Origin of the sequence: Pelagerythrobacter sp. (assembly GCF_041912895.1) — a bacterium.
Lineage (GTDB): Bacteria > Pseudomonadota > Alphaproteobacteria > Sphingomonadales > Sphingomonadaceae > Pelagerythrobacter.
In genome coordinates this window covers 1-27,000 of sequence record NZ_JAYSGI010000002.1, presented here as the reverse complement: position 1 = coordinate 27,000, position 27,000 = coordinate 1, and the positions used below count along the sequence as shown (strand labels likewise).

General features: G+C 67.8%; 27 protein-coding genes and 1 tRNA gene. 15 read left to right on the top strand and 13 right to left on the bottom strand.

Annotated features, from left to right (window positions below; translation table 11 throughout):
* Window position 1: 1 nt before the first annotated feature.
* Window positions 2-412, top strand: a complete 411-nt coding sequence (locus ACE3QC_RS07130) for a thiol-disulfide oxidoreductase DCC family protein (RefSeq protein WP_374406731.1) — start codon at window positions 2-4, stop codon at window positions 410-412.
* Window positions 409-2,031: an SDR family oxidoreductase gene (locus tag ACE3QC_RS07125; protein ID WP_374406729.1), complete on the top strand. Its 1,623-nt coding sequence runs from the start codon at window positions 409-411 to the stop codon at window positions 2,029-2,031. The genes ACE3QC_RS07130 and ACE3QC_RS07125 overlap by 4 nt, the downstream gene beginning before the upstream one ends.
* Here ACE3QC_RS07125 and ubiG read toward each other — a convergent pair.
* Window positions 2,028-2,783 (bottom strand): bifunctional 2-polyprenyl-6-hydroxyphenol methylase/3-demethylubiquinol 3-O-methyltransferase UbiG, encoded by a 756-nt coding sequence (ubiG, locus tag ACE3QC_RS07120; protein ID WP_374406728.1) that lies wholly within the window; start codon window positions 2,781-2,783, stop codon window positions 2,028-2,030. The genes ACE3QC_RS07125 and ubiG overlap by 4 nt on opposite strands.
* 53 nt (window positions 2,784-2,836) lie before the next feature.
* Between ubiG and ACE3QC_RS07115 the strand changes: the two genes are divergently transcribed.
* The 4 genes from ACE3QC_RS07115 (at window position 2,837) to purT (ending at window position 7,192) form a co-directional block, all read left to right on the top strand.
* On the top strand, window positions 2,837-4,114 hold the full coding sequence (locus tag ACE3QC_RS07115) for an aspartate kinase (protein ID WP_374406727.1): 1,278 nt from the start codon (window positions 2,837-2,839) through the stop codon (window positions 4,112-4,114).
* Between the two features lie 86 nt (window positions 4,115-4,200).
* A complete protein-coding gene (locus ACE3QC_RS07110) occupies window positions 4,201-4,854 on the top strand; it encodes a helix-turn-helix domain-containing protein (protein ID WP_374406725.1) in 654 nt (217 codons plus the stop codon).
* 215 nt (window positions 4,855-5,069) lie between these two features.
* Window positions 5,070-5,981, top strand: a complete 912-nt coding sequence (locus ACE3QC_RS07105; RefSeq protein ID WP_374406724.1) for a GGDEF domain-containing protein — start codon at window positions 5,070-5,072, stop codon at window positions 5,979-5,981.
* A gap of 44 nt (window positions 5,982-6,025) precedes the next feature.
* Window positions 6,026-7,192, top strand: coding sequence for a formate-dependent phosphoribosylglycinamide formyltransferase (gene purT / locus ACE3QC_RS07100; RefSeq protein WP_374406722.1), 1,167 nt, complete (start codon window positions 6,026-6,028; stop codon window positions 7,190-7,192).
* Between the two features lie 9 nt (window positions 7,193-7,201).
* Here the strand turns inward: purT and ACE3QC_RS07095 are convergent, their stop codons facing one another.
* Together ACE3QC_RS07095 and katG are read right to left on the bottom strand one after the other, a co-directional pair.
* Complete coding sequence (locus ACE3QC_RS07095) at window positions 7,202-9,253, bottom strand: S46 family peptidase (RefSeq protein ID WP_374406720.1); 2,052 nt, start codon at window positions 9,251-9,253, stop codon at window positions 7,202-7,204.
* Between the two features lie 149 nt (window positions 9,254-9,402).
* Window positions 9,403-11,607: a catalase/peroxidase HPI gene (katG, locus tag ACE3QC_RS07090; protein WP_374406718.1), complete on the bottom strand. Its 2,205-nt coding sequence runs from the start codon at window positions 11,605-11,607 to the stop codon at window positions 9,403-9,405.
* Window positions 11,608-11,793: 186 nt separating this feature from the next.
* Between katG and ACE3QC_RS07085 the strand changes: the two genes are divergently transcribed.
* The 3 genes from ACE3QC_RS07085 to ACE3QC_RS07075 all read left to right on the top strand — a co-directional run bounded on the left by ACE3QC_RS07085 (window position 11,794) and on the right by ACE3QC_RS07075 (window position 14,613).
* Window positions 11,794-12,810, top strand: coding sequence for an NAD(P)H-dependent flavin oxidoreductase (locus ACE3QC_RS07085; protein WP_374406716.1), 1,017 nt, complete (start codon window positions 11,794-11,796; stop codon window positions 12,808-12,810).
* Between the two features lies 1 nt (window position 12,811).
* Complete coding sequence (gene purU / locus ACE3QC_RS07080; RefSeq protein WP_374406714.1) at window positions 12,812-13,666, top strand: formyltetrahydrofolate deformylase; 855 nt, start codon at window positions 12,812-12,814, stop codon at window positions 13,664-13,666.
* Window positions 13,667-13,728: 62 nt separating this feature from the next.
* Window positions 13,729-14,613, top strand: coding sequence for a dienelactone hydrolase family protein (locus tag ACE3QC_RS07075; protein ID WP_374406712.1), 885 nt, complete (start codon window positions 13,729-13,731; stop codon window positions 14,611-14,613).
* Window positions 14,614-14,708: 95 nt separating this feature from the next.
* On the opposite strand, the gene ACE3QC_RS07070 is transcribed toward ACE3QC_RS07075, so the two are convergent.
* Together ACE3QC_RS07070 and ACE3QC_RS07065 are read right to left on the bottom strand one after the other, a co-directional pair.
* Window positions 14,709-15,074, bottom strand: coding sequence for a response regulator (locus ACE3QC_RS07070; protein WP_374408008.1), 366 nt, complete (start codon window positions 15,072-15,074; stop codon window positions 14,709-14,711).
* Between the two features lie 131 nt (window positions 15,075-15,205).
* Window positions 15,206-15,511 (bottom strand): hypothetical protein, encoded by a 306-nt coding sequence (locus tag ACE3QC_RS07065; RefSeq protein WP_374408006.1) that lies wholly within the window; start codon window positions 15,509-15,511, stop codon window positions 15,206-15,208.
* Here ACE3QC_RS07065 and ACE3QC_RS07060 point away from each other — a divergent pair.
* The 3 genes from ACE3QC_RS07060 to ACE3QC_RS07050 all read left to right on the top strand — a co-directional run bounded on the left by ACE3QC_RS07060 (window position 15,486) and on the right by ACE3QC_RS07050 (window position 17,205).
* Window positions 15,486-15,542, top strand: a complete 57-nt coding sequence (locus ACE3QC_RS07060) for a hypothetical protein (RefSeq protein WP_374408004.1) — start codon at window positions 15,486-15,488, stop codon at window positions 15,540-15,542. The two genes, ACE3QC_RS07065 and ACE3QC_RS07060, sit on opposite strands and share 26 nt — an antisense overlap.
* 160 nt (window positions 15,543-15,702) lie before the next feature.
* Window positions 15,703-16,713 (top strand): SPFH domain-containing protein, encoded by a 1,011-nt coding sequence (locus ACE3QC_RS07055; protein WP_374406710.1) that lies wholly within the window; start codon window positions 15,703-15,705, stop codon window positions 16,711-16,713.
* 3 nt (window positions 16,714-16,716) lie between these two features.
* Window positions 16,717-17,205: an NfeD family protein gene (locus ACE3QC_RS07050; protein ID WP_374406708.1), complete on the top strand. Its 489-nt coding sequence runs from the start codon at window positions 16,717-16,719 to the stop codon at window positions 17,203-17,205.
* Between the two features lie 7 nt (window positions 17,206-17,212).
* Here the strand turns inward: ACE3QC_RS07050 and ACE3QC_RS07045 are convergent, their stop codons facing one another.
* Window positions 17,213-18,178, bottom strand: a complete 966-nt coding sequence (locus ACE3QC_RS07045) for an SDR family NAD(P)-dependent oxidoreductase (RefSeq protein WP_374406707.1) — start codon at window positions 18,176-18,178, stop codon at window positions 17,213-17,215.
* A 175-nt stretch (window positions 18,179-18,353) separates the two neighbouring features.
* On the opposite strand from ACE3QC_RS07045, the gene ACE3QC_RS07040 reads away from it, so the two are divergent.
* Window positions 18,354-18,440 (top strand) — tRNA-Leu (locus ACE3QC_RS07040).
* 30 nt (window positions 18,441-18,470) lie between these two features.
* Here ACE3QC_RS07040 and ACE3QC_RS07035 read toward each other — a convergent pair.
* Window positions 18,471-18,722, bottom strand: coding sequence for a hypothetical protein (locus ACE3QC_RS07035; RefSeq protein WP_374406705.1), 252 nt, complete (start codon window positions 18,720-18,722; stop codon window positions 18,471-18,473).
* Window positions 18,723-19,035: 313 nt separating this feature from the next.
* On the opposite strand from ACE3QC_RS07035, the gene ACE3QC_RS07030 reads away from it, so the two are divergent.
* Both ACE3QC_RS07030 and ACE3QC_RS07025 read left to right on the top strand, forming a co-directional pair.
* The gene (locus tag ACE3QC_RS07030; RefSeq protein ID WP_374406703.1) at window positions 19,036-19,164 is read left to right on the top strand and encodes a hypothetical protein; all 129 of its coding nucleotides are present in this window, start codon (window positions 19,036-19,038) and stop codon (window positions 19,162-19,164) included.
* Window positions 19,164-20,270 carry a JmjC domain-containing protein gene (locus tag ACE3QC_RS07025; RefSeq protein WP_374406701.1) on the top strand — a complete coding sequence of 369 codons (1,107 nt, stop codon included), beginning with the start codon at window positions 19,164-19,166 and terminating at the stop codon, window positions 20,268-20,270. The genes ACE3QC_RS07030 and ACE3QC_RS07025 overlap by 1 nt, the downstream gene beginning before the upstream one ends.
* A gap of 60 nt (window positions 20,271-20,330) precedes the next feature.
* On the opposite strand, the gene ACE3QC_RS07020 is transcribed toward ACE3QC_RS07025, so the two are convergent.
* The 6 genes from ACE3QC_RS07020 to ACE3QC_RS06995 all read right to left on the bottom strand — a co-directional run bounded on the left by ACE3QC_RS07020 (window position 20,331) and on the right by ACE3QC_RS06995 (window position 26,513).
* Window positions 20,331-20,873, bottom strand: a complete 543-nt coding sequence (locus tag ACE3QC_RS07020) for a pseudouridine synthase (RefSeq protein WP_374406699.1) — start codon at window positions 20,871-20,873, stop codon at window positions 20,331-20,333.
* Window positions 20,870-21,064, bottom strand: a complete 195-nt coding sequence (locus tag ACE3QC_RS07015) for a hypothetical protein (RefSeq protein ID WP_374406697.1) — start codon at window positions 21,062-21,064, stop codon at window positions 20,870-20,872. The genes ACE3QC_RS07020 and ACE3QC_RS07015 overlap by 4 nt, the downstream gene beginning before the upstream one ends.
* 5 nt (window positions 21,065-21,069) lie before the next feature.
* Window positions 21,070-22,920: an ABC-F family ATP-binding cassette domain-containing protein gene (locus ACE3QC_RS07010; RefSeq protein ID WP_374406695.1), complete on the bottom strand. Its 1,851-nt coding sequence runs from the start codon at window positions 22,918-22,920 to the stop codon at window positions 21,070-21,072.
* A 78-nt stretch (window positions 22,921-22,998) separates the two neighbouring features.
* Complete coding sequence (locus tag ACE3QC_RS07005; RefSeq protein WP_374406693.1) at window positions 22,999-23,640, bottom strand: glutathione S-transferase; 642 nt, start codon at window positions 23,638-23,640, stop codon at window positions 22,999-23,001.
* A complete protein-coding gene (locus ACE3QC_RS07000) occupies window positions 23,630-24,601 on the bottom strand; it encodes a rhodanese-related sulfurtransferase (protein WP_374408002.1) in 972 nt (323 codons plus the stop codon). Before ACE3QC_RS07000 ends, ACE3QC_RS07005 begins: the two co-directional genes overlap by 11 nt.
* Before the next feature lie 205 nt (window positions 24,602-24,806).
* Entirely contained in the window at window positions 24,807-26,513 is a 1,707-nt protein-coding gene (locus ACE3QC_RS06995) for a DEAD/DEAH box helicase (RefSeq protein ID WP_374408000.1), read from the bottom strand.
* Window positions 26,514-27,000 lie beyond the last annotated feature (487 nt).

Genomic DNA, 27,000 nt, shown 5'->3' with positions numbered 1-27,000 from the left:
TGTGACGGGGGCGGGGGCGCATCCGGTCGTGGTGTTCGACGGCGACTGCATCCTGTGCTCGGCCAATGCGCGCTTCATCCTCAGGCATGACCGGCGCGGGCATTTCCGCCTCGCGACGATGCAGGGCGCAGCGGGCGCGGCGCTGATGGCGCGCTTCGGGATCGACCCGCTCGACCCGGAAACCTTCATCCTCGTCGAAGGCGACCGGGTGCGACGCAACAGCGATGCCGCGCTCGCCATCGCCGAAGGGCTCGGCTGGCCGTGGAGGGCGCTCGGCGCACTGCGGATCGTACCGCGGCCCTTGCGCGATGCGGTCTACGGCCTCGTCGCGCGCAACCGCTATCGCTGGTTCGGGCGGCGCGAACGCTGCTTCGTGCCCACGCCCGAGCAGGCGCGGCGGGTGCTGCCATGAACCGCGTGCTCATCCTCGGCGGCTACGGCGGGTTCGGCGCGCGGCTGTCGCGGCGGCTGGCGGGCGACGGGTGGACGGTGATCGTCGCCGGGCGCGACATTGCGCGAGCGCGAGGATTCGCCCGAACGCTGCAAGGATCGGAGGCCCTGCGCGCCGATCGCGAGGGCGATCTCGTGCCCGTGCTCGCGGAGGCCCGGCCGGACCTGCTGATCGACGCGGCCGGGCCGTTCCAGGGCAACTCGTACCGCGTGCCGCAAGCCTGCATCGCCGCGGGCGTCCACTATACCGATCTCGCCGACGCGCGCGATTTCGTCTGCGGCATCGGCGAACTCGACCACGCGGCGCGGACGGCTGGGGTCGCGGTGCTCGCGGGCGCCTCCACCGTGCCTGCGCTGACCGGGGCGGTGCTGCGCGAACTGGCCGCGCCGCTCGACCGGGTCGACGCGGTCGACATGGCGCTCGGAGCCTCGACCGCGGCCACCGGTGGCGCCTTGATCGCCGCGGCGGCGCTGAGCTATGCGGGCAAGCCGATCCGCGTGTGGCACGGGCGGCGCTGGAGCGAGGCTTTCGGGCTGCACGGATTGCAGCGGCGCGTGTTCGCCGTTGCCGGGCGGCGGCCGGTGACGCGGTGGGTCGCGCTCGCCGACATTCCCGACCTCGAACTGGCGCCGCAGGCGCTGCCGGGCGCGCCCGCGGCGTCGTTCCGCGCCGGCAACGAAAGCGCGGCGCAGATGATCGCGGGGCGCATGTTGTCGGCGCTCGTCAGGCAGGGCTGGCTGCGCTCTTTAACCGCGCTCGGCGGGATGCTGCTGCCGCTCCAGCGCCGGCTCGCGCGTTATGGCAGCACGCGTTCGGCGATGTCGGTCGAAGCCGCCGGGTGGCGGGGGGACGAGCCGGTGCTGCGCCGGTGGACGGTGATCGCCGAAGACGGCGACGGCCCCGAGATACCCGTGCTCGCGGCGCAGCTCGTCGCGCGGCGATTGCGCGACGGGGCGCTCGAGGCCGGTGCGCGCGACACGTCGCGCCTGTTCGCGCTCGGCGATTTCGGCCCACTGCTGGGCGGCCTGCGCGCTGCGACCGAGATCGAGGAAACGGCGCATCCCCCGGTCTATCGCCGGGTGATGGGCGCGGGCTACGATCGGCTACCCGAACCGGTCCGCACGATGCATGCGATTGTCGGGGACGGCGGGGCCGAGGGCGAAGGCACCGTCGAACGCGGGGCCGCCCTGCTCGCGCGGCTGGCCGGCGCGATCGGGGGCTTTCCGCCTGCGGGCCACTATCCGGTCCACGTCGCCTTTGCCGAGCGGGACGGGATCGAGCGCTGGACCCGCAGCTTCGGCCTGCATCGTTTCCACAGCCACCTGAGCCAGGCGGGGCGCAGGATCGAGGAGCGCTTCGGCCCGCTGCGCTTCCAGTTCGATCTGCCGGGCGATGAGCTCGGCTTGCGCATGGTGCTGCGCGGATGGAGCGCGTTCCGCATCCCGCTGCCGCGATTCCTCGCGCCGCGGATCGTCGCGACCGAGCGCGCCGAGGGCGACGATTTCGTATTCGACGTGGCGGTGGCGCTGCCGCTGGTCGGCCCGGTGGTGCACTACCGTGGGCGGCTGCGGCGGGTTTAGGCGCGCGTCGCGGTGGCGATATAGTTCAGTGCCAGATCGCCCGATAGGTGCAGGCCCTTCGATGGCGAGAAGGCGATGCCGCGCGGCTCCCCCATCGCCAGCCCGGCATCGGCCAGCAGCTCGCGCAATTCGTCGGGCGTGGCGAAATCCTCCCAGTGATGCGTCCCGCGCGGGATCGCGCCAACCGCTTCGGCCGCGCCGACCAGCAGCAGGCGCGATTGCGGGGTGCGGTTGGGGGTGGAGAGGACCATCAGCCCGCCGGGCGCGAGGCGGGCCGCCAGCGCGGCGATGAAGGCGGGTTTGTCCGCGACGTGTTCGATCACCTCGAGACAGGTCACGAGATCGAACCTGCCGAGGTCCAACGCGCCGATCTCTCCCGAGACGTAGCGGATATCGAGCCCGGCGCCCTCGGCATGGTGCGCGGCGGCGGCGACGTTCTCGGGCGCGGCGTCGACCCCGGTCACGTCCGCGCCGAGGCGGGCGAGCGGTTCGCACAACAGGCCCGCACCGCAACCGACGTCGAGCGCGCTCTTGCCGGCCAGCGGTCGCAGCGCCGCGTCGACGCCCCAGTGCGCATCGATCGCTTCGCGCACGAAGCCGAGCCGCACCGGGTTGAGCCTGTGGAGCATGGCTGAGGAGCCCTTCGGATCCCACCAGTCGCGCGCCAGCTTGCCGAAATGCGCGGCCTCGCCGGGCCGGATGGTTTGCCCGGCCGTAGTTTTGGTTTCGCCCTGTGGTGTTGCATCGCCCATGAGGCCCCCTTAACAGCGCGGTTCGACCGAAACCAGCGGGAGGCTCGGGGTTCTTGGCGCGCATCGTGATGAAATTCGGCGGCACCTCGATGGCCGGGACCGAGCGCATCCGCCGCGTCGCGAACATCGTGCGCAAGCAGCAAGCCGCCGGGCATGAGGTCGCGGTGGTCGTTTCGGCCATGGCGGGTGAGACCGACCGGCTGGTGAACTTCTGCCGCGAAGCGAACGCGCTCTACGATCCGGCCGAATACGACGTGGTCGTCGCCAGCGGCGAGCAGGTGACGAGCGGGCTGCTCGCGCTCACGCTCCAGTCGCTCGGTTCGAAGGCGCGCTCGTGGCTCGGCTGGCAGCTTCCCGTGCACACGGTGGAGGCGCACGCCAAGGCGCGGATCGACGCGATCGATTCCGACAAGCTCACCGCCTCGATGGCGGCGGGCGAGATCGCGGTGATCCCCGGCTTTCAGGGCATCGGCGCGGATGGCCGCATAACGACGCTGGGGCGCGGCGGCTCGGACACCTCGGCGGTCGCGGTCGCCGCGGCGGTGGGGGCGGACCGATGCGATATCTACACCGACGTGGACGGGGTCTACACCACCGATCCGCGGATCGTCGCCAAGGCGCGCAAGCTGAAGGCGGTGACGTACGAGGAGATGCTGGAGCTCGCCAGCGTCGGGGCCAAGGTGCTCCAGACCCGTTCGGTCGGCCTCGCGATGAAGGAAGGCGTGCGCCTGCAGGTCCTCTCCAGCTTCATCGGCGACGATGCGATCCCGGCGGACGACCTGCCCGGCACGATGATCGTGTCGGAAGAGGAAATGAACCAACTGGTGGAGAACGGCGACATGGAACGCCAGCTTGTAACCGGCATCGCGCACGACAAGAACGAGGCGAAGGTGATCCTCACCCGCGTGCCCGACAAGCCGGGCGCGGTGGCGCATATCTTCGAGCCGCTCGCCGCCGCGAGTATCAACGTCGACATGATCATCCAGAACGTCGGGCGCGACAAGGGCGAGACCGACGTGACCTTCACCGTGCCCCAGGCCGACCTCGCGCGCGCGCAGGCGCTGCTGGAAGACAGGCGCGGCGAGATCGGCTTCAACCGCATCATCACCGACAGCAAGATCGCTAAGATCAGCGTCGTGGGTGTGGGTATGAAGAGCCATGCGGGCGTCGCCAGCACGATGTTCCGCGCGCTGTCGGATCGCGGGATCAACATCCAGGCGATCTCTACCAGCGAGATCAAGATCAGCGTGATGATCGACGAGGACGAGACCGAACTCGCGGTGCGCGTGCTGCACACCGCCTACGGGCTCGACGCGGGCGACGAGGCGTGATCGGACACGGTTAGCCGCATTCGCCGCGCCGCCTAACCATTCCTTAACCCCCAGCGCCGACTGCCGCTTCAGGAAAGGAGCGGCGCATGGCGATCGCGGCACATCTCGAGGGCAACACGCAGGGCGAAGGCAAGCGGGGCTCGCAGCGCCGCACGCTCCGCTTCGAGACCGTCGGCGGCCGTGCCGCGGGCGACGTCCAGCCGGTGCAGGTCCACAACGCCTCGGCGACCGGACTGCTGCTCGAGAGCGACGATGCGCTGGCGGTCGGCGATGCGATCGACATCGATCTGCCGCACGTTGGATTGACGACCGCGCACGTCGTCTGGGCCAGCGGCGCGCTTTATGGCTGCCGTTTCGACACCGCGATTTCCGAGGCAGCGCTCGCCGCGGCGCAGTTGCGCAGCGACATCGATCTCGAGCCGCGCCCGGTTAACCAGCCCGGCGAATCGTTCGGCATGCGGCTCCAGCGCCTGCGCAAGGCGCGCGGGCTTACGCTCGCGCAGCTCGGCGACCGGCTGGACGTGAGCAAGCCGACCGTCTGGGCGTGGGAAAAGGGCAAGGCGCGCCCGATCGACAGCCGCATGGACGCGCTCGCAGAAGCGCTGGGGGTGTCCGAGGCCGAACTGGCCGACGTCCACGACAATGCCGAGGCGCGCGAGCTGCTGATGCGCAGCCGGGAGGCGATCGCCCGTGCCTTCGGGACCGAGCCGGGCAAGGTCCGGATCATGATCGAGCTTTGACCGCATCGCCCCGATGCGAAATGACTCCAACAATCCACGTGCCTTGGTTAATATCGCTCTAAAGTCGATTCGGTAGTCAATTTAGTTAGCTAACCGTATTAACTTTGAGCTGGTATGTATCGGGGTTGTGCAAATACCGGCTTGTTAAATCATTGTTGCGCGTGATTTCGTTTGTTCGCTGAATGGATGAACCGGGCTTCGGGGGCATGATTTGCATGGTGGAAGATTTCACCCTTCACGAAGGGGCCGCACTGTATGGCCTGCTCGCGGAGACGGATTCGGATATAGTGATCAAGCTCGATCGCGAGGGACTCGTGATCCATGCGTCGGCCGCGATCGACCGGCTGGGGATCGAGCTTCCCGGCATGCTCATTCGTCCGCATCTCGCCGACCTCGCCGAGCCGGCCCAGGCCGAGAAGCTTCGCGCGTTTCTCGAAGTGGTGATGCGCGGCGGCAGTGCGACGGGCTGGTTCGAATTCGCCGCCCGGACCGCGGACGGGGGCGCGAACTGGTACACGCTCCAGCTTCGCCCGCTGCTCGACGGAACCGGCGAGGTTTGCGGCGCGCTCGGCATCATGCGCTCGATCGAGGAACGGCGCGCGCTCGAGCAGAAGCTGTTCGCCGCCACGCTGACCGATCCGCTCACCGGGCTCGCCAACCGGCGCGCGTTCCGCATCATGCTGCGCCATCTCGCGCGGCACAGGTCCGGCGGATCGCTGGCGATCCTCGACATCGCGCAAGTCCGCCGGATCGGCCTGCGCCACGGCGCACGCGCGGGCGACCGTGTGATCACCGTCTTCGCGGTGCTGCTGCGCGACCTGCTGCGGCGCGAACACATCGTCGCTCGTATCGGCGACGAGCGCTTCGGCGTGCTGCTGCCGAACGATGGCCCGGCCGCCGCCACCTGCGTGGTGCGGGCCGTGCTCGACGAACTGGCGGAAGCGACCCATGCGCCGGGCTCGGAAGACCAGATCGACTTGCGCGCCTGCGTGGGCATCGCGCCCATAGGGGCGAGCGCCGACGCCACGATGCAGCACGCCGATCTCGCGCTGATCCGGGCGCGGGCGCGCGGGCGCGGCAAGATCGAATGCGCGCAGGACAGCGAGCCGCAGCGCCGCCGGGCGTGACGCGCCCCATTGCCAGCCACGGGCCTCGCCCGTAGTCGGCGGGTATGGCCTTTACCGCGAAAATCCTCCTCCTCGGCTCGGGCGAACTCGGGCGCGAATTCGTCGTCTCCGCCAAGCGACTGGGCGCTTACGTCGTCGCCTGCGACGCCTACGACCACGCACCCGCGATGCAGATGGCCGATGCGCGCGAGGTGTTCTCGATGCTCGACGGCGCGGCGCTGCGTGCGGCGGTCGAGAAGCACCGGCCGGACTACGTCGTGCCCGAGATCGAGGCAATCCGCACCGAGGTTCTCGTCGAACTGGAGGCCGAAGGGGTCAACGTCGTGCCGTCCGCGCGCGCGACGCAGCTCACCATGAACCGCGATCGCATTCGCGATCTCGCGGCGGATGAACTCGGCCTCGTGACCTCGCGTTACCGCTATGCCGAGACGCTGGAGGAGGTTCTCGCGGGCGCCGGGCACACCGGGTTTCCCTGCGTGATAAAGCCGGTCATGTCCTCGTCGGGCAAGGGCCAGAGCAAGGTCGCGGACGCCGCCGGGCTGGAAGCTGCGTGGGACTACGCCACGGCGAACATGCGCGGTGATCGGCGGCGAGTGATCGTCGAGCAGTTCATCGATTTCGATTACGAGATTACTCTGCTGACGGTGCGGACGCGGGACGGCGTGTTGTTCTGCCCGCCGATCGGCCACCGGCAGGAACGCGGCGATTACCAGGAAAGCTGGCAGCCCACGCCGATGTCCGACACCGCGATCGCCTCCGCGCAGGACATGGCGCACAAGGTGGTCGACGACCTCGGCGGCTATGGCCTGTTCGGGGTCGAGTTCTTCGTGAAGGGCGAGGAGGTGATCTTCTCCGAACTGAGCCCACGCCCGCATGATACCGGCATGGTCACGCTGGTGAGCCAGAACCTTTCCGAATTCGACTTGCACGCGCGCGCGATCATGGGCCTGCCGATACCGCAGCCGATCCGCGCGCGGCCTTCGGCGAGCGCGGTGATCCTGGCCGACCGCGACAGCGAGCAAGTAGGCTATTCGGGGCTGGCCGAAGCGCTGGACACCTCCGGCGGCACGGTGGACGTCCGGATCTTCGGCAAGCCCGTGAGCCGCCCGCACCGCCGCATGGGCGTGGCGCTGGCGAGCGCGGGCGACACCGGCACCGCCCGCCGCGTCGCTGCCGAGGCGGCGGGCAAGGTGCGGATCGACTACGGCTGAGCCGGGGCGTTACTCCCCGCCCAGTTCCGCCACCAGCGCGGGCGCCGGATAGATCGTCTCGAGCGCTTCCTGCACTGCCGCGGTGGAGACCGCCACGGTACGGTTCATCGTCCCGTCGTAGCCGTAGTTGCCGCCCAGCGAGTGGATGTTCCCGTCGAACGCCGCGCCGATCACCGTGCCCGCGCGGTCGATTACGGGGCTGCCCGAGTTGCCGCCGATGATGTCGTTGGTGGTCACGAAATCGTAGGTCGTGTTCGCGTCGATCTGGGCCTGCTTCGCGGCGAAGGCGGGAGCGAGATCGAACGGGGCGTTGCCGGTCGCGCGATCGAAGGTGCCGCCCATCGTGGTGTGGATCGGGACCTCGTTGCCGCGCTGCGTCCAGCCCTTCACCGCGCCGTAGCTGATGCGCAGCGTGAAGGTCGCGTCGGGATAGAGCGTGTCGCCATAGGCGGCGAAGCGCGCATCGGCGAGCTTGGCTCCGGCGACCGCGAGCGGGCCCGAATACTGCTCGTCCGCCAGTTGCTCCAGCTCGCGCTGGCGCGGGGCGAGCGCGAGGGCATACTGGATCATCGGATCGTCCGACGCCTCGATCGCGGCCATGCCGCCGTCCCACAGCGCCTTGCGCACCGCCGGGTCGGCCAGCTTCGATCCGTCGATCAGTCGCTCGGCGCGCTGCTCGGGGCTTTCCTTGCCGAGCAGGAGCTGCGAATCGGGATCGTCGACGCCGAGGTATTCGCGCGCCTTGCTGAGGCTCCACTCCATCGTCAGCTTGTCGAGCCACGGATAGACCGGGCGCTCGTCCAGCACCTGCTTCTCGGTCAGCGGCAGCGCGCTGTCGGTGAAGCCGGGCAGCCGCTCGGCATTGGGCTTGGCCCGTTCCTGCGCGGCGAACACCAGCGTGCGGGCGTAGCTGTAGAGATCGCTCGAAGGCTGGGTGAAGCGCAGCGGGAAATAGAGCGCGCGGTAGTTCGCCAACGCCTGATCGACCGCCGCCCACGGATCGCCGATCGCGGCATCGTTCGCGCTGCGCGCCTTGAGGTCGGCCTCGGCCTCGGCGAGCGTGGCGGTGAACGCCGGATCGCCCAGCGCGCCGGTGCGGCCGATGTAGACCTTGAGCGAGTTTTCCACCCCGCTCAGCAGGTCACCGCCCTCGCGTGCCTTCTGCGGGCTCTCGTCCATCGCGCGGATCAGTCGCCCGCGCAGTTCGGACATCGTGGCGACCGTGACGGGCAGGCGCACCTCGCGCTCGAACGCGCGCTGGCTCTCGGTCCACAGCCGCGCGGTGGAGCCGGGGTTGCCGACCACGAAGGTGATCTCGCCTTCTTCCGGCGCGCGCGGGTTCCAGGTGAGATGCTCGGGCGTGGAGACGGGCTCGCCGTTCTCGTAGGCGCGCAGGAAGCTGGCATCGAGCGAATAGCGCGGGAAGTTGAAGTTATCCGGGTCCCCGCCGAACGTCGCCGCGCGATCCTCGGGCGCCCAGGCGAGGCGCACGTCCGAATACTTGCGGTAGGTGTAGAGCTTGTACTGCCCGCCGCCGAACAGGGTGACGACCTGGCAGCGGGTGGTTTCGGTGTCGGGGCAGCCGGCCGATTCCAGCTCCGCGATCTTCGCGTCACGCGCCTTGGTCAGCGCCTCGCCGGTGAGCGTGCCGATCGCGCCGGTCACGTCGTCGGTCACATCGGTGATCATGGTCACGACCTCGGCCTGCTGGCCGGGGCACTTCAGCTCGCGCTCGCGCCGGTCGGCGACGTAGCCGTTGAGCAGGTAGTCCGTCTCGTCGTTCGAATTGTCGAACAGGCAGCTCGCCACGCAATGGTGGTTGGTGAGGATCAGCCCGTCGGGCGAAACGAAGCTGGCCGAACAGCCGCCGGTGAGGCGCACGGCCGAGTTCTGCACCTTCTCGAGCCATGCCGCGTCGGGCGCCCAGCCGTAGGCTTCACGCACCTGCTCTGCTGGAAAGCCGTCGAAGGTCCACATACCCTCGTCGGCGCTGGCAGGCGCGGCGGCGAGCGAAAGTGAGCCGAGCGAGGCGGCGGCGAGAAGAATGGTGCGGCTGGTCATGAGACTCTATCTCCCGGTGGAATTTCTGGGCGCTGTCTCTGCCTCGCGCGTGACATTGTCCAGTAGATTCCCCGAGATAGACGGCTTCAGCCAAGGAAAAAGGCCCCCGGCATTGCTGCCGGAGGCCTCGTTTCGCCAATGCGGGTGGATCAGGCCGCCTTGTGGTATTTCGCGTAGGCGAGATCGAACCGGTCGGCGTCCATCACCTTCGTCCAGGCCGCGACGAAATCCTTAACGAACTTCGTTTCGCCGCCCTTCTCGGCATAGACCTCGGCCACCGCGCGCAGCTCTGCGTTGGAGCCGAGCACGAGATCGGCGCGGCTGGCGCGCCATTTCTCGTGGCCCTCGGCACGGTCGGTGGCGACGTATTCCTCGTCGTCCGACCCATCGACTGCCTTCCATACGTTGGTCATGTCGAGCAGATTGACGAAGAAGTCGTTGGTCAGTTCGCCGGGCCGATCGGTGAAATGGCCGTGGCCGCGCTCGCCGTGGTTTGCGCCGAGCACGCGCAGGCCCCCGATCAGCACGATCATTTCCGGCACCGACAGCCCGAGCAGGCTGGCGCGGTCGAGCATCAGTTCCTCGGTCTTCACCGCCAGCTTCTTGGGCAGGTAGTTGCGGAACGCGTCGGCCTCGGGTTCGAGCCAGTCGAAGCTCTCGACATCGGTCTGTTCCTGCGTCGCGTCGCCGCGCCCGCCGGTGAAGGGCACGTCGCCCGCACCCGCCTTTTCCAGTCCGACCACGCCGCCGAGCACGATGGCATCGGCGAGGCTCAGGTTGCCGCGCAGACCCTCGAGCGTGTCGAGCACCTTCTTCAGTTCCGCCGGTTCGTTGACGTCCCAGTCCTTCTGTGGGCTGAGCGCGATGCGCGCACCGTTAGCGCCGCCGCGGTAGTCGGTCTTGCGGTAGGTGCTGGCCGAGGCCCAGGCGGCCTTGACCAGTTGCGCGACCGAAAGTCCGCTGTCGGCGATCTTGGTCTTCACCGCCTTCACGTCGGCATCGGACGGCGCGGTTCCTGCGGGCACCGGATCCTGCCAGATCATCTCTTCGGCGGGGACTTCCGGGCCGAGGTAGCGCACCTTGGGCCCCATATCGCGGTGGGTCAGCTTGTACCACGCGCGGGCGAAGGCATCCTTGAACGCCTCGTGGTCGTCCCGGAACTTCTCGCTGATCGCGCGGAATTCGGGATCGCGTTTCAATGCCATGTCGGCGGTGGTCATCATGGTCGGCACCTTGATGCTCGGATCCCACGCCGCCGGGGCCATGTCCTCTTCCTTCTGGTCGATCGGCTGCCACTGGTTGGCGCCCGCGGGCGACTGCACCAGCTCGTAATCGTAATCCAACAGCAGGCGGAAATAGTTCTCGGTCCACGTATCGGGCGTGTTGGTCCACGCGCCTTCGATGCCGCTGGTGACGGTGTGTTCGCCGATCCCGCCGCTTTCGTGTCCGCTGACCCAGCCGAAGCCCTGCGCGGCGAGGTCGCCGCCCGAAGGGGCCGCGCCGAGCAGCGAGGCATCGCCGTTGCCGTGCGCCTTGCCGAAGGTGTGCCCGCCCGCTGTCAGCGCGACGGTCTCCTCGGGGTCCATCGCCATGCGGGCGAAGGTTTCCTTCATGTCGCGCGCCATGCCCTCGTCGTCGTGCGGGTTGCCCTGCGGGCCCTCGGGATTGACGTAGATCAGGCCCATCTGGATCGCGGCGAGCGGGCCTTCGATCTCGTGCATGCCGTGTTCGGGCGCGATGCGGGTCTGGACGTTCTCGTTGACCCACTTGTCCTCGCTGCCCCAGTAGATGTCGCGCTCGGGCTCGAACACGTCGGGGCGGCCGCCGCCGAAGCCGAGCGTCGGGCCGCCCATGCTCTCGATCGCGACATTGCCGGTCAGGATGAACAGGTCGGCCCAGCTGATGGCCTTGCCGTATTTCTGCTTGATCGGCCACAGCAGGCGGCGCGCCTTGTCGAGGTTGCCGTTGTCGGGCCACGAGTCGAGCGGAGCGAAGCGCTGCTGCCCGCTGTTGGCGCCGCCGCGGCCGTCGGCGGTACGGTAAGTGCCCGCCGCGTGCCAGGCCATGCGGATGAAGAACGGGCCGTAGTGCCCATAGTCCGCCGGCCACCACGGCTGGCTGTCGGTCATCAGCGCGGTCAGGTCAGCTTTCAGCGCCTTGTAGTCGAGCGTGTTGAACGCTTCGGCGTAGTCAAAATCCTCGCCGTGCGGGTTGGTCGGGCCGTTGGGATTGAGGATCTCGGTCGCCAGCATCTCCGGCCACCAGTCCTTGTTGGTGCGGCCGAGCAGCGCGCGCACGCCGCCGTCTCCGCCGACCGGGCAACCTCCTGAAATCGAACCTGTCTTCGCGTCCATCGTGGCATCCTCCAGATTGGCGGCCGCCGGATGAACGGACTGGCCGCATGAGTCGTTTGTGAGCGAAGGCTACGCTCGCCCTTCAATCGGTCAAAGCTATTAACTCCTGTCAGGCTTATCGGTTCACTCGATTGAACTTGTCGCGGCCTCTTGCCGCCCCGCGATGCTGGCCGTAAGCGCGCGGCGATGAGCGATTATCCCAAGACGAGCCGGCTGATGCAGCGCGGCACCGATTTCCTCGGCTGCGAAACCGCGATCCTGTGCGGCGCGATGAGCTGGGTGTCCGAACGCAATCTCGTGTCCGCGATCAGCAACGCGGGCGGCTTCGGCGTGATCGCCTGCGGGGCGATGACTCCCGAACTGCTTGATGCCGAGATCGCCGCGACGAGGGAACTGACCGAAAAGCCCTTCGGCGTGAACCTCATCACGATGCACCCGCAGCTGTTCGACCTGATCGCGGTGTGCGAGAGGCACGCGGTGAGCCACGTGGTGCTCGCGGGCGGCATCCCGCCCAAGGGCAGCGTCGAGGCGATCAAAGGCGGGCAGAATCCGGCAAAGGTGATCTGCTTCGCGCCCACGCTGGCTCTGGCCAAGAAGCTGCTGCGTTCCGGTGCCAACGCGCTGGTGATCGAGGGGATGGAGGCGGGCGGCCATATCGGCCCGGTCTCGACCAGCGTGCTGGCGCAGGAAATCCTGCCCGAACTCGCCGCCGATCATCTGGTGTTCGTCGCCGGTGGGATCGGCAAGGGGCAGGCGATCGCCGGTTACCTCGAGATGGGCGCGGCGGGCGTGCAGCTCGGCACGCGCTTCGCCTGCGCGACCGAATCCATCGCGCACCCCGATTTCAAGAAGGCGTTCTTTCGCGCCAGCGCGCGCGACGCGGTCACCAGCGTGCAGGTTGATCCGCGCCTGCCGGTGATCCCGGTCCGCGCGCTGAAGAACAAGGGCACCGAGAGCTTCACCGCCAAGCAGCGCGAAGTCGCGCAGCGGCTCGACGAGGACGGCATCGCGATGGACGAGGCCCAGCTCCAGATCGAGCATTACTGGGCCGGCGCGCTGCGCCGCGCGGTGATCGACGGCGACGTGGAGGGCGGCAGCCTGATGGCGGGCCAGTCGGTCGGTATGGTGAAGGAAGAGGAACCCGCCGCGCAGATCGTCGCCACGCTGATGGCCGAATGCGAAGAGGCGCTGACACAAAGGTAGCATGGGCGAACCGCTGGTCCTCACGCTGAGCTGCGCCGACCGGCCGGGCATCACCGCGCAGGTGGCCGGGCTGCTGTTCGAACGCGGCGGCAACATCCTCGAGGCGCAGCAGTTCAACGACCGCGCGAGCGACGCGTTCTTCATGCGCATCGCGTTCGATCCCGGGCAGGCGAGCGCGGACGACCTGCGCGCGGCCTTCGCGCCGTTCGCCGAGCGCAGCGAAATGGCGTGGAAGCTGGTGCGGCGCGACCGTCCGCGCCGGGTGCTGATCATGGTCAGCAAGTTCGACCATTGCCTGGCCGACCTGCTCTATCGCTGGCGGATCGGCGAACTGGCGATGGAGCCGGTGGGCATCGTCTCCAACCATCCGCGCGAGGCGATCCGACACACCGACATCGGCGATATCCCGTTCCATCACCTGCCGGTAACCGCGAACTCGAAGATCGCGCAGGAAGCGCAGGTCCGCGCGATCGCGGAGGAGAGCGGGGCGGAGCTGGTCGTGCTGGCGCGCTACATGCAAATCCTGTCGGATGAACAGGCCGCGCATTTCGCGGGGCGCTGCATCAACATCCACCATTCGTTCCTGCCCGGCTTCAAGGGCGCGCGACCCTATCACCAGGCGCATGCGCGCGGGGTCAAGATGATCGGCGCCACCGCGCACTACGTCACCGCCGACCTCGACGAAGGGCCGATCATCCATCAGGACGCCGAGCCGATCACCCATGCCGACGGCCCCGACGATCTGGTGCGCAAGGGCCGCGAGATCGAAAGCCGGGTGCTCGCCGAAGCCGTCCGCCTGCATATCGAGGAGCGCGTGCTGACGAATGGCGCGCGCACGGTGGTCTTCGCGGGCTGACGGGCTTGCATGATCGGCTCGCCGCGCGCAGCATGGCGCACGAACCACCGGGAGGAACGATCATGTGCGACCAAGACAAGCTGGCCCGCTGGGCGCGCGAGGGATTGAATCGGCGGCAGTTCGGCGCGCTCGGGGGCATGGCCGCGCTGGCGGCCTGCACGCCGATGGATGGCGCATCGGGCGGCGCCGCGGGCGATATGTCCGACCTAACCGAAAGCGCCGTCAGCTTCGCGACCGCCGACGGAACGATGGATGGCATTTTCGTCCATCCCGCGTCCGGCGCGGCCCCGGCGGTGCTGTTCTGGCCCGACATCGCGGGCCTGCGCGAAGTAAAGCGTCAGATGGCGCGGCGTCTCGCGCACAGCGGCTACGCGGTCTTCGTCGCCAACCCCTATTATCGCGACGTCGCGGGCCAGCAGTTCGCCGATTTCGCGGATTTCGCAGGGAATGGCGGTTTCCAGAAAGTCGGTCCGTGGCGCGAGAAGCTGGGGCCCGAGGCGATCATGCGCGATGCCGAGGCCGCGATCGGCTGGCTCGACGCGCAAGAGGCGGTCGACACCGCGCGCGGGGTGGGTACGCAAGGATACTGCATGGGCGGGCCGTTCACCGTGTGGAGCGCGGCCGCGATGCCGGAGCGCGTGCGCGCGGCGGCGAGTTTCCATGGCGGCGGGCTGGTGCGCGACGGCAACGCGATGAGCCCGCACGCGCTGCTCGACGATACGCAGGCGAGTTTCCTGATCGCGATCGCGCAGGACGACGATGCCAAGGCGCCCACCGACAAGACCGTGTTCCGCGAAGCCGCCGCCGAAGCGGGCCGCCCGGCCGAGATCGAGGTCTATGCCGGCGATCACGGCTGGACCGTGCCCGATTCCCCCGCCTACGCCGAAGCGGAAGCCGAGCGGGCGTGGGCCAACCTGCTGGAGCTTTACGGGCAGACGCTCGCCTGATCGTTGCCTGTTTTCCTACGCAGGCGGGAATCTCAGGCTGTCGAGGAGCCGCAACCGGCCTGAGACCCCCGCCTTCGCGGGGGCTCGGTCATGCCTTAGGCCAGGCCGATATGGGCGAGCCTGGCGCGCAGCGTCGCCTCGTCGAACGGCTTTATCACGTAGTCGTCCGCCCCGGCGTCGATCCCCTTGTGGATCTCGGCCGCGCCCGAATTCGAGGTGCAGAACACCACCCGCGGCACGCGGTCGGCGGGCATCGCGCGCAGCCGCTCGACGAATTCCAGCCCGCTCATCACCGGCATGTTCCAGTCGAGGATCACGAGGTCCGGCATCGCCGCCTTGCACCGCGCGAGCGCTTCTTCGCCGTTCTCGGCCTCGGCGGTCTCGAAGCCCATGTCCTCGACGATCCGGCGCGCGACCTTGCGGATCATGCGCGAATCGTCGACCACCAGGCAGCGGCGCACGCGCGGCTGGCCGTGGCGCGCGGCGTGGGCCGCCTTGGCTTCCTCGACGATGCGCTGCGTGCGATCGGCCGCCACCGGCGCTTCGGCAGGCGCTCGCGCGGCCGCTTCCTTGCCCGGCACGTTGCGTTTGATCAGCCCGTGAATGACGACACCTCCTCGTCCTCGCCCAACACGGGCGCGCGCACGGCAGCGAGGCGGGGGCCGCCGATCGCGACATGGATCGGGGTCGGCGCCGCGGCGTCCACCGGTTGCGGCTGCGCGGGCGGCGTGACCGCCTGTTCCTCGGGCGTCATGCAGACGTGGAGATAGGGCATCCACACGTCGCCGAACTCGGCCTTCTGATACCACACGTCGAGCACGTCGTAGGAAGCCCAGCAGCCGTCGGGCTCGCGCAGGCGGATGCCTTCGCCGATCCGCGGCACCGAGGCGAAGCGCAGCCGGTCCTGCGTCTGGTGGGTCTCGTTCTGAACCTCGATCTCGATCACGCGCGCGTCCCCGGTTCGTCTTTTGCAGGCACGCTAGAGCGCATTCCTTGCCGAAAGGTAACGGGGCCCCGTCCGCCGCCGGTTTCGCTTGCCCCGGCCTGCCCGCGCGTTACGATGCCGGGAACGGAGACGAGGAGAGAGCGATGGGCATCGCCCTGATAATGTTGCTGGTGCTGGCGGTGCTGTTCCTGCTGATGGCGGTGCGCGTGGTGAAGCAGGGTTACGTCTACACGATCGAGCGGCTGGGCAAGTTCACCCTCGCGGCCGAGCCGGGGCTGCACCTGATCGTGCCGTTCATCGACCGCGTCGGCCACAAGATCAACGTGATGGAGCAGGTGCTCGACATTCCGGGGCAGGAGATCATCACCAAGGACAACGCGATGGTCGGGGTCGACGCCGTGGTGTTCTTCCAGGTGCTGGACGCGGGCAAGGCCGCTTACGAGGTTTCGGGCCTGCACAACGCCATCCTCGCGCTCACCACCACCAACCTGCGCACAGTGATGGGCAGCATGGACCTGGACGAAACGCTGTCGAAGCGTGACGAGATCAACGCCCGGCTGCTCTCGGTGGTCGATCATGCGACCTCGCCGTGGGGGATCAAGATCACCCGCGTCGAGATCAAGGATATCCGCCCGCCGCTCGACATTTCCGAAGCGATGGCGCGCCAGATGAAGGCGGAGCGGCTGAAGCGCGCCGAGATCCTCGAGGCCGAGGGGGACCGCGCCAGCCGCATCCTGCGGTCCGAAGGCGAGAAACAGAGCGCGATCCTGACCGCCGAGGGCAAGCGCGAGGCCGCCTTCCGCGATGCCGAGGCGCGCGAGCGCGCGGCGGAAGCGGAGGCGACGGCCACGCGGCTGGTGTCCGACGCGATCGCGCAGAGCGGCAACGCGGCGATCAACTACTTCGTGGCGCAGGAATACACCAAGGCGGTCGGCAAGTTCGCCACCAGCCCCAACGCCAAGACGATCCTCTTCCCGGTCGAGGCGACGCAGCTCATCGGCTCGCTCGGCGGGATCGGCGAGCTGGTGCGCGAAGCGATCGGCCCGGCGGACGGCAACGTGACTGCGCCCGCGCCCGATGCCGGGACGCCGCTACCCTCCCAGCGCGAGCGGGTGCCGCGCTCCAGCGTGCCGCGCAGCGGCGGTAACGGATAGCCGATGGACGGGCTCGACAGCCTCGACGCGCACTGGCTCTGGGTCGCGCTCGGCCTCGGGCTGGCGACGCTCGAGCTGCTCGTGCCGGGGGTCTATCTGATCTGGCTGGCGGCGGCGGCGATCGCCACCGGCGTGCTCACGTTCGTGCTCGATCTCGGGCTCGCCGCGCAGGTGATCGATTTCGTGTTCCTGGCGCTGATCTTCGCCTTCTCGGCGCGGCGTTTTCTGCGCGACAAGCCGATCGTTTCCGCCGATCCGATGCTCAACAACCGCATGGGGCGGCTGATCGGCCAGACCGGCACCGTTGCGCTCGCGATCGAACAGGGCGAGGGGCGCATCCGGCACGGCGACAGCGAATGGATCGCGCGCGGGCCCGATCTCGCCGCCGGAGCACGGGTGCGGATCGTCGGGTTCGAGGGCGGGACCGTGCTGGTCGAGCCGCTGACCTTGCTGGCCGACGAGGGGACGATGCCGCCCGCCGAACCGTCCTGAGCGGGCCTTAGGCCGCGCCGCGCGTCTGCGGGGCAAACCTGCCGTGCTTGCGGTAGCGCGTCATCCACCGATCCAGGAACAGGCCGAGCGGGCGCGGCTGGATGCCCAGCCTGTCGAGCCCCGGCTGCTTGCCCGATGCGGTGTTGCCGTGCTGCAGCAAGGCCCACTGGTCCGCATTCATCGGCGTGCCCGGCAGCATCGCGAACAGGCCCGACAGCGCGTCGGGCACGGGCATGAAATACCGCTTGTGCCCCTGCGCGGCAGCGATCCGCTCGTGCAGGTCCATCATCCCGATCGCTTCCGGCCCGGCGATCTCGTAGGTCCTGCCGCCGTGCTTCGCCGGATCGGCGAGCGCGGCGGTCACCGCGTCGGCCGCATCGTCGACGAACAGCAGTTGCAGCTTCGCCTGCGGCGCGAACACCGGCACCAGCGGGAACGTCGCGATCGTATCGGCGAGCAGGCGTACGAAGCCGCCGCTGTCGGCGAACAGCAGCGACGGGCGCAGGATCGTCGCACCGGGAAACGCGGCGAGCACCTCGTCCTCGGCACAAGCCTTGGCCTGCGCATAGGTGGCGGGCGATCCGGCATCGGCGCCGATCGCGCTGACGTGGACCATCGCGCCCGCGCCGGTTTGCTGCGCCGCTTCGGCGACGTTGCGCGCGCCGCCGCAGATCAGCTTCATCAGGTTGCCCTCGAACGATCCGACCAGGTTGACCACCGCATCGGCCCCCGCGACCGCCGCGGTGGCCTGCGCCGGATCGCGCACGTCGCACCGCGCGAATTCGATCTGGCCGAGGTTGGCCAGCGGCTTGAGCGAAAACGCCTTGCCCGGCTCGCGGCTCGCGATCCTGAGGCGTGCCCCACGTTCGAGCAGCGCCTGCGCGACATGCCGGCCGAGAAAGCCGCTGCCGCCGGTCATCGCCACCAGCTTGCCGTCGAGCGCCGTTTCGCCCGCAAAACCCTGTGCCGCCATCGCCTTCGCCGTCCGTCGTGATTGCCGCCCGCGCCCATGCGCGAATCCGTCGCCGCCTTGCCCCAATGCGCGCCCCGCCGCAACCGCCGTCACAAGTCGTTGACAACCTGCCACCGCCTTCGCTACTGGCCCGCCCCTACCCGCGAGCCGGATCGAGACGACCGGCCCGCACCGTGCCCAGATGGCGGAATTGGTAGACGCACCGTCTTCAGGTGGCGGCGCTCGCAAGGGCGTGGAGGTTCGAGTCCTCTTCTGGGCACCACTTCTGGTCAAAGATGGGAACGCTCCATCTTCAGGCTCTTTCGAGGGCGATTTTCGTCCCGGAGATGCGAATCTCGTGGGATGAAAGTTCGACGCGATCGACGAACAGGTGAACATACTCGCTACGGAACCGATTGTTACCGTCGCGAAGGGTATGCGCCATCTTGTCCCCGAACGGGGCGATCATCTCGTCGGTGATTCGAATCTTCGAGGTGGCGAGCTGGCGTTCCAGGCTTTGCACATCAGTTTCGAGCGCGGCCTTGCGGGCCTTATTGTGAGCCATCGCTGGATGAATAACGGGTCGAGGCGCAGATGGAATGCACAAACAATTCAAGAACGGCGACCTGATGACGATGCGCGGCGAAACCTTCGCGAGCCGTGCAATCGTTGGGCTTCGGCCAGACCTCACCACGACTACGGCGTGACGCGCTTGATGGCGCGTGGTAGCGCCGCTCAATGCAGTTCGACGACCTCCACTACCAATACTTCGGCTCCCGCTCGTTAGACGCTCCAGAGGAAGTGCCACGCGTTTCCGGGATCGAAAGGATGCAGGTCGATTTCGAGCTGTCGCGCGGTCGTGGGCAGCGGTTCGCGTTGTGGTCGATCCACTCCTGCTCGGCGCCGCGCCGGATGTCGAAGTCGCGTTCCCCGATGAAAACGACCGGGATGCGGCCCGCAATTTCATGGGCCTGATGGCCACGGCCGACAGAGAGACAGAATTCTAGTGCTGTCCCTACGCACGTTCGACACCGCGCGGTTCCTTGCCGACATCTGGCAGAAACGCCCGCTGCTGATCCGCGGTGCGTGGGACGACTGGACCAACCCCCTCGAACCCGAGGCGCTTGCCGGACTGGCGTGTGAAGCGGAGATAGAATCCCGTTTAGTGCAGCAGCCGGGGCCCAACCGTTGGGAGCTCGAACATGGCCCCATCGCTCCCGAACGCTTCGGCGCGTTGGGCGATTGCCCGTGGACATTACTGGTTCAATCGGTCGATCATCACGTGGCGGAGGTCGCTGCGCTGATCGAGTCGTTCCGCTTCATCCCCGACTGGCGCATCGACGACGTGATGGTCAGCTATGCCGTCGACGGCGGCGGGGTGGGGCCGCACTTCGACCAGTACGACGTGTTTCTCGTACAGGGGCTGGGCCGGCGGCGCTGGCGTGTCGGCCCGCGCTGTGACGATACCGCGCGCCTGCTGCCACACGACGGCCTGCGTTTGCTCGCCGATTTCGAACCGGTGAAGGACTGGGTGCTGGAGCCGGGTGACATGCTTTACCTGCCGCCCGGCTTCGCACACGAAGGCGTGGCAGTGGGCGACGGCTGCATGACCTATTCGATCGGTTTCCGTGCGCCATCGCGCGGCGACCTCGTCTCCGCTTGGGCGGACCACATGCTCGACCGGCTGGACGAGGACGACCGTTATACCGATGTCGATCTGAATCCGGGTGCCGACCCCGGCGAAATCTCCACCGCGGCTCTTGCGCGCCTGCATGACATGGCCGTGGGCGCGCTGGCGGACCGGGCCGCCTTCGCGACCTGGTTCGGCGCATACATCACGGCGCCGAAGGACGAGCGGCTCGATTGGGCACCGGAGGAGCAGATCTCTGCCGCCGACCTGGGGAGCGGCGCAGCGGGGCCTCTCCGGCTCGAGCGCAATCCGGCCATCCGATTTTCCTTCATCCGGCAGAACGCGGGTGAAGTGACCCTGTTCGCCGCCGGACGGACGTATGCCTGCAACGGCCCAGCAGCGGCGGTCGCCCAACGGATTTGCGCCGATGCGCGGTTCGCGCTGGACCCCGAAGTCACAAGTGCCCGGCCGTTGCCGACCTGATTGTCGAACTGGTCAATCGCGGCTGTCTGGCCCTTGGCGAGCGCGACTGACGCGCTCCGGTCAGGTCCGGCGCCATTCGCCGGGTGCCAGCCCGGCGAGCGACCATTGCCCCACCGACCAGCGAACCAACCGCAAGGTAGGATGGCCGACGGCCGCGGTCATGCGCCGGACCTGCCGGTTCCGCCCCTCGGCTATCGTAAGCCGTAGCCAGCAGTCGGGAATGGACTTGCGCACCCGAATCGGCGGGTCGCGCGGCCACAGTGCCGGATCCGCCACGCGGTCCGCTGCGGCAGGCCGCGTCACGCCGTCCTTCAAGCGTATGCCTTGCCGCAGAGCGTCCAGCGCAGCCTCGTCCGGCTCGCCCTCGACCTGCACGAGATAGGTTTTCGTCAGCTTGAAACGCGGATCGGCGATGCGCGCCTGCATGCGCCCGTCGTTGCACAGCACCATCAGCCCCTCGCTGTCGAAATCGAGCCGCCCGGCCGGATAGTACCCCGGTGCGTCGATGAATGCGGCCAGCGTCGGGCGAGCAGCGCCCTGCCGTTCGTCGGTGAACTGCGAGAGGACGCCGAAGGGCTTGTTGAACAGGATGATCCCGGTCACCGGGCCAGCCCCCCGGTCGCCGGCGGACGCGGGATGCGCTTGCCCTTGCGGCGGCTGGTGAGGCGGTATGCCCCGCACCGATCGCAGCGGTAATGCCTCAAGTCGGCCTCCGTCTCGCCTGCCGCCGCCAGCGCCTCCGCGTCGGTGCCGAAGCGTCGCTTGCGCGCGCAGACGCTGAGGCGGGTGCGCATCCCGGTCAGGCCTCGGCCTTTTCCAGGCGCTCCTGCGCGTCCAGCCATTCCACCTCGGCTTCCTCCAGCCCCGAGGCGACTGCAGCCCGCTCGCGCATGAGGTCGGCAGGGGTCTTGCCGGGTGTGCCCGACGGATCGGCCAACGCGTGGTCGAGCGACGCGAGCCTGTCCTGCAGGCGTGCGATTGCCTTTTCGCTCGCCGTGACGCTGCTGCGCGCGAGGCGCACGGCCTCACGATCCTTGGCAGAGGCGCGCTTGTCCTTCTTCGGTTTCGCCCCGCCGCCTTCTTTCGGCTGGTTCCGCCCGAGCACGAAGTCGATGTAATCCTCAATGCTGCCGGCGTATTCCTTCGCCGTGCCGCCATCGACGAGCACCAGCCGGTCGGCGGTGAGTTCGACCATGTGGCGGTCGTGGCTGATGAGGATGACGGCGCCATCGAACGCGTTCAACGCCTGCACCAGCGCCTCGCGCGCGTCGACGTCGAGGTGGTTGGTCGGTTCGTCGAGGATGAGGAGATGCGGCGCGTCGCGGGTGATGAGCGCGAGCGCCAGGCGCGCCCGCTCGCCGCCGGAAAGCGTACCGATGCGCGCGGTGGCGCGGTGCCCGGAGAATCCGAACCGCCCGAGTTGCGCTCGCACCGCGCCGGGCGAGGCACCTTCCATGGCGCGGACCATGTGGTCGAGCGGAGTGCCATCGGGCGACAGCTCTTCCACTTGGTATTGCGTGAAATACCCCACCCGCATCCGGCCCGATGCCTGCATCGCTCCGTCCATCGGCGCGAGCTGGGCGGCGAGCAGCCGGGCGAGCGTCGTCTTGCCGTTGCCGTTGCGGCCGAGCAGGGCAATCCGGTCGTCGGGATCGATCCGCAGGTTCAGGCGCTGCAGGATCGCCGTTTCGCCATAGCCCACCGCCGCGAGATCGAGCGTGATGAGCGGCGGGCGCATCTCGTCGGGGCTGGGGAAGTCGAAGCTCAGGCTCGGGTCTTCCATCAGCGCGGCGATGGGCTGCATCTTCGCCAGCATCTTGGCCCGCGACTGCGCCTGCTTGGCGGTGGAGGCGCGGGCGCTGTTGCGCGCGACGTAGTCCTCCAGCCGGGCGCGCTGAGCATCCTGTGCCGCCTTGGCCGCCGCCAGCTGCGCGGCGCGTTCGGCGCGCTGTTTCTCGAATGCGTCGTAGCCGCCGGGATAGAGCGTCAGCTGGCCATCCTGCAGATGGAGGATCGCCGTGACGACGTTGTTCAGCAAATCGCGCTCGTGGCTGATGACCACTAGAGTGCCCTGGTATGCCTTGAGAAAGCTCTCCAGCCATAGCGTCGCCTCGAGATCGAGGTGGTTCGACGGTTCGTCGAGCAGCAGCACATCGGGGTTGGACAGCAGCAGCGCGCCCAGCGCGACGCGCATCTTCCACCCGCCCGAGAAAGTGTCGATCGGCTGTGCCTGCATGGTTTCGTCGAAACCGAGGCCGGTCAGGATAATCGCCGCGCGGGAGGGCGCGGCGTAAGCGTCGATCGCCAGCAGCCGTTCGTGGACATCGCCCAGACGGTCCATGTCGGTGCACGTCTCCGCTTCTTCCAGCAGGTGCGCGCGTTCGGCATCGCCTGCCAGCACCGCCTCGAACGGCGTAATCGACCCGCTCGGCGCTTCCTGTGCGATGTAACCGACGCGGGCGCGGCGGGGCATTTCGATCGAGCCCTGATCCGGCTCGATCTCGCCGATCAGCGCCTTCATCAGCGTCGATTTGCCGGCCCCGTTGCGACCGATCAGCCCGACGCGGGCACCCGGCGGAATGGCGGCGGAGGCATCCTGCAGGATCGGGCGCCCGCCCAGCCGCACGGTGAGTTTGTCGATGGTGATCATTGCGGCGCGGGCCCTAGCAGGGAGCGCCGAAGAGCCCAAACTGTTAAGAGGCGCAGCTCTTTCGCGCGCTATGCTTCGTTACCCGCCGGGAGTGGCAGGGAAAACGACCGGTTCATCGCCCGGCTGCCAGGGCTTGGAGCGAACCATGACCGTTTCGAAAAGCGCAGAGGCAAGGTGGCCCGCGAGCCACGCTTGCAAATTAGGGAGTGGCTGGGCGGCAAACCATTCGTTGTCGACCGCTGCAAACTGTCGCACGAAGGGCATGATCGCGGCGTCCGCAAACCCGCGATCTTGTCCGCACAGCTGCCCGGCGTGCGCGAGCCGAGCCTCCAGCTCGTGCAGGAACGCGGCGCCAGCAGCCCGATGGGTCGTCGGGTCTCCATCGTAGCGATCGGGGTATTTGTAGCGATCGAGGTCGTGCTTGAACGACGTGTCGTTCCGGCCGATCAGCGCGGCGTCGTTCCGCCGCAGCCAGCCCTCCGGATCGTTTGCACCCAGCGCCCACTGCATGATATCGAGGCTTTCATCGATTACCTCGCCATCCGGCAGTACGAGCACGGGAACGGTGCCCTTGGGTGAGGCGGCAAGCATCGCATCGGGCTTTGCCGACAGCTTGACCTCGCGCAGCTCGCATCGCTTCGCGCTGACAGTCAGCGCCAGCCGCGCCCGGATTGCGTAGGGGCAGCGCCGGAAGCTGTAGAGGATCGGATCAGTCGACATGGCGCTTCTTCGGCTCGACCGGCGAGGCGCCGACATGCGCCTCGCCGCGCGCGGCGGCGAGCGTCTCCTGACGGTGGCGTTCGCGATATGATGCGCGCTGATCGTCCGTACGCTCCGCGTAGCAAGCCGGGCAGCTCACGCCCGCTTCATATGAGGCCGCTGCACGGTCTTCGGCCGTCACCGGCCGGCGGCAAGCGAAACAGAGCGTGTGGTCACCCTCTTCCAGACCATGGCCCACCGCCACGCGCTGGTCAAAGACGAAGCATTCGCCCCGCCACAGGCTGTTTTCCTGCGGGATCGTCTCGAGATATCTCAGGATGCCGCCCTTCAGATGATAGACGTTCTCGAGCCCCTGCCGCTTGAGAAAGGCCGTGGACTTCTCGCAGCGGATGCCGCCGGTGCAGAACATCGCGATCTTCGGCGGCGAGGACTGACCCGCCAGCTTGTCGCGCTGGCTGCGGAACCACTCGGGAAAATCGCGGAATGTCCGGGTCTCGGGATCGATCGCGCCCTCGAACGTGCCCAGGGCCACCTCGTAATCGTTGCGCGTATCGATCACGATGGTGTCCGGATCGGAAATCAGCTCGTTCCAGTCCTGCGGCTCGACATAGGTACCGACGCTCGCTCGCGGATCGATATCGGGAACGCCCATCGTCACGATCTCGCGTTTCACGCGCACTTTCATGCGGTGGAACGGCATGGCGGATGCAGTCGAGAACTTCACATCCAGATCGGCGCAATCCGGCAAGGCGCGGATGGCATCGAGCACGTTCGAGATTCCATTATGCGTACCGGCAATCGTGCCGTTGATACCTTCCGGGGCGAGCAACAAGGTGCCGCGGATTCCCTGCTCGCGACACAGGCGTTCGAGCGGCGCGCGCAGGCAAGCGCAATCGCCAAGACGCGCGAAGCGGTACAGCGCGGCAACGGTCAGCGGTGCGGGAGGTTCGGAAATTGACATATCCGATGCCCCATAGCTGCAAGCCGCTCGCACGTCAGCACAGTGCAGGGGATCGGGGCCGGCAACGCCGGCACGACCGCTACGCGTGGGCGAGCATTTTGAGTCTGCCGGCGCCGCAAGTGCATGCCTCGCGAATGGTGTGAAATGGGCCGGCAATAGACTGCCCGCTCGGTAAGCACGCGGAACGAGAAGCGGAGATGGCTCCTCACGTCCGCCTTTTCCTTCCCTGTTTCGGTCGTGGTCGCACCTTGACCCCGTGGGCGGGCTGCTTCTTGCGGTTGTTCGTCCGTGCAGTGGCGCGGGGCGGTTCGGTGGCGCGCTCTATCGCCAGATCGCTCCCATCTCCGTCGTCGCCCGCCGTTTTCGCGGCGGCGCGTGCGAATGTGTCGGCGACTGCGCGCGGTATCTGGAAGTGCGTTTCGCCCTGCCCGATACGGATCGCGCCGATCTCGTTTCGCGTGATGTGGCCGCGCCGGCATAGAATCGGCAGGATCCAGCGCGGGTCCGCGTTCTGGCGTCGCCCGATGTCCATGCGAAACCAGACGATGTCGTCGAACCCGGGGCGGTGCCGTTCCTTTTGCGCGGCGCGGTGCGCTTCGGCGGAATTCACCAGCAGCTCTTCCGGTTCGGGCATCCTGGAACGGTGCGCCTGGATCAGCAGCGTCGCTATCTCGCGCGGGGTGCGCTGTTCCAGCAGGGCATCGGCGAGTTCGCGATCCGCCTCGTCCGCCTCGACCGGCTGAAGCATCGTTTCCAGCAAACGGGCGCGGTCCTGCGCGATGATCGCATCGCGATCCGGCGCCGCGATCCATTCGGCCTGAATCTTGGCGTGCCGCAGCATGCTCTCGACCCGCTTGCGCCGCGGATAAGGCACCACGATCACCGCAATGCCCTTGCGGCCCGCCCGGCCGGTGCGGCCCGAACGATGCTGCAAAGTCTCGGCATCGCGCGGAATCTCCACATGGATCACCAGGCTCAGACTCGGCAGATCGATACCGCGCGCCGCCACATCGGTAGCGACGCAAACCTTGGCGCGCCCATCGCGCAGGGCCTGCATGGCCTGATTGCGCTCGGATTGGGAATGTTCGCCGGAAAGGGCGACGACCTCGAAGCCCCGTTCCTGCAAGGTCGCATGCAGATGGCGCACCTTTTCGCGGGTGGCGCAGAACAATATCGCGGTTTCCGCTTCATGGAAGCGCAACAGGTTCACCACCGCATTCTCGATCTCGGACGGCGATACGGTGACCGCCTGGTAGGCGATGTCACCGTGCCCGCGCGCCGCCCCCACCGTGGCGATCCGCATGGCGTCCCGCTGATAGCGGCGGGCCATCGCCTCGATCGGGCGCGGCATGGTGGCAGAGAACATCAGCACGCGCCGCCCATCGGGCGTGGCGTCGAGAATGTGTTCGAGTTCATCGCGAAAGCCCATGTCGAGCATCTCGTCCGCCTCGTCGAGCACCACTGCGACCAGCGACGACAGATCGAGCGTACCGCGTTCGAGATGGTCGCGCAGCCGCCCCGGCGTGCCGACGACGATGGTTGCGCCCGCCTTGAGCGCGCGGCGTTCCTGCTGCGGGTTCATGCCGCCGACGCAAGTGGCGATACGCGCACCTGCTGGCCGGTACAGCCAGTCGAGTTCCCGGCTGACCTGGAGAGCCAGCTCGCGCGTGGGCGCGATCACCAGCGCCAGCGGCACGCTCGGCGCGCGCACGCTTCCGTCTTCGCCCAGGACCTGCGCCGCGAACGCCAGGCCGAAAGCTATCGTCTTTCCCGATCCGGTCTGTGCCGACACCACCAGATCGCGTCCGTGCGCGCCGGGTTCCAGAACGGCCTGTTGAACCTGAGTCGGCTTTTCGTAGCCTCGTTCGGCAAGGGCGCTGGCGAGGCTGGAAGGCAGATCGGGAAAGGGCATGGGGTAAGACTTTCGAACGGACGCGCGTAGCACGCGATGCCGGCTGAGCCCGGGTCGCTTGACGGCTGAGGGGATAGGGATGGCCATACGTCTAGCGCGGCCATCCCTGTCCTTACACCCAAACGGGCCGAAATGCCCTATGTATTATGTCACAGGTTCGCCATTGCGATCGGACGGCGGATTCGCGTCGAAAGGTGCCCGGCGTCCGAGCATCGCGTAATGGAAAGCTGGCATCCGAAACGCAGTACTAGGACCTGTCGCGTGAAGGCTCGTCAAGAAAGCTTCAAGGCGGTTGATCCAAATTTGATCTGCATAGCCCATTTCGATTGTCAACTGTGGCGCAGCCTTTGGTTTGATTGTTCAGACCAGAGGCTAGGTCTAGAAGGAACGCCGAGTGGGTCAATCTCTTCAGGCGTAAATTTGATCTCTCCGCAAAGGCCCGTATTGTAGGGATCTTCCTTACCCACTGTTCGCCGAACCTTGGGAA

Bases quoted from the DNA above. Each gene is read 5' to 3' on its own strand.
- ACE3QC_RS07125 (WP_374406729.1), top strand. From the start codon at position 409: ATGAACCGCGTGCTCATCCTCGGCGGCTACGGCGGGTTCGGCGCGCGG.
- ubiG (WP_374406728.1), bottom strand. From the start codon at position 2,783: ATGGGCGATGCAACACCACAGGGCGAAACCAAAACTACGGCCGGGCAA.
- ACE3QC_RS07110 (WP_374406725.1), top strand. From the start codon at position 4,201: ATGGCGATCGCGGCACATCTCGAGGGCAACACGCAGGGCGAAGGCAAG.
- ACE3QC_RS07105 (WP_374406724.1), top strand. From the start codon at position 5,070: ATGGTGGAAGATTTCACCCTTCACGAAGGGGCCGCACTGTATGGCCTG.
- purT (WP_374406722.1), top strand. From the start codon at position 6,026: ATGGCCTTTACCGCGAAAATCCTCCTCCTCGGCTCGGGCGAACTCGGG.
- ACE3QC_RS07095 (WP_374406720.1), bottom strand. From the start codon at position 9,253: ATGACCAGCCGCACCATTCTTCTCGCCGCCGCCTCGCTCGGCTCACTT.
- katG (WP_374406718.1), bottom strand. From the start codon at position 11,607: ATGGACGCGAAGACAGGTTCGATTTCAGGAGGTTGCCCGGTCGGCGGA.
- ACE3QC_RS07085 (WP_374406716.1), top strand. From the start codon at position 11,794: ATGAGCGATTATCCCAAGACGAGCCGGCTGATGCAGCGCGGCACCGAT.
- purU (WP_374406714.1), top strand. From the start codon at position 12,812: ATGGGCGAACCGCTGGTCCTCACGCTGAGCTGCGCCGACCGGCCGGGC.
- ACE3QC_RS07075 (WP_374406712.1), top strand. From the start codon at position 13,729: ATGTGCGACCAAGACAAGCTGGCCCGCTGGGCGCGCGAGGGATTGAAT.
- ACE3QC_RS07055 (WP_374406710.1), top strand. From the start codon at position 15,703: ATGGGCATCGCCCTGATAATGTTGCTGGTGCTGGCGGTGCTGTTCCTG.
- ACE3QC_RS07050 (WP_374406708.1), top strand. From the start codon at position 16,717: ATGGACGGGCTCGACAGCCTCGACGCGCACTGGCTCTGGGTCGCGCTC.
- ACE3QC_RS07045 (WP_374406707.1), bottom strand. From the start codon at position 18,178: ATGGCGGCACAGGGTTTTGCGGGCGAAACGGCGCTCGACGGCAAGCTG.
- ACE3QC_RS07035 (WP_374406705.1), bottom strand. From the start codon at position 18,722: ATGGCTCACAATAAGGCCCGCAAGGCCGCGCTCGAAACTGATGTGCAA.
- ACE3QC_RS07015 (WP_374406697.1), bottom strand. From the start codon at position 21,064: ATGCGCACCCGCCTCAGCGTCTGCGCGCGCAAGCGACGCTTCGGCACC.
- ACE3QC_RS07010 (WP_374406695.1), bottom strand. From the start codon at position 22,920: ATGATCACCATCGACAAACTCACCGTGCGGCTGGGCGGGCGCCCGATC.
- ACE3QC_RS07005 (WP_374406693.1), bottom strand. From the start codon at position 23,640: ATGTCGACTGATCCGATCCTCTACAGCTTCCGGCGCTGCCCCTACGCA.
- ACE3QC_RS07000 (WP_374408002.1), bottom strand. From the start codon at position 24,601: ATGTCAATTTCCGAACCTCCCGCACCGCTGACCGTTGCCGCGCTGTAC.
- ACE3QC_RS06995 (WP_374408000.1), bottom strand. From the start codon at position 26,513: ATGCCCTTTCCCGATCTGCCTTCCAGCCTCGCCAGCGCCCTTGCCGAA.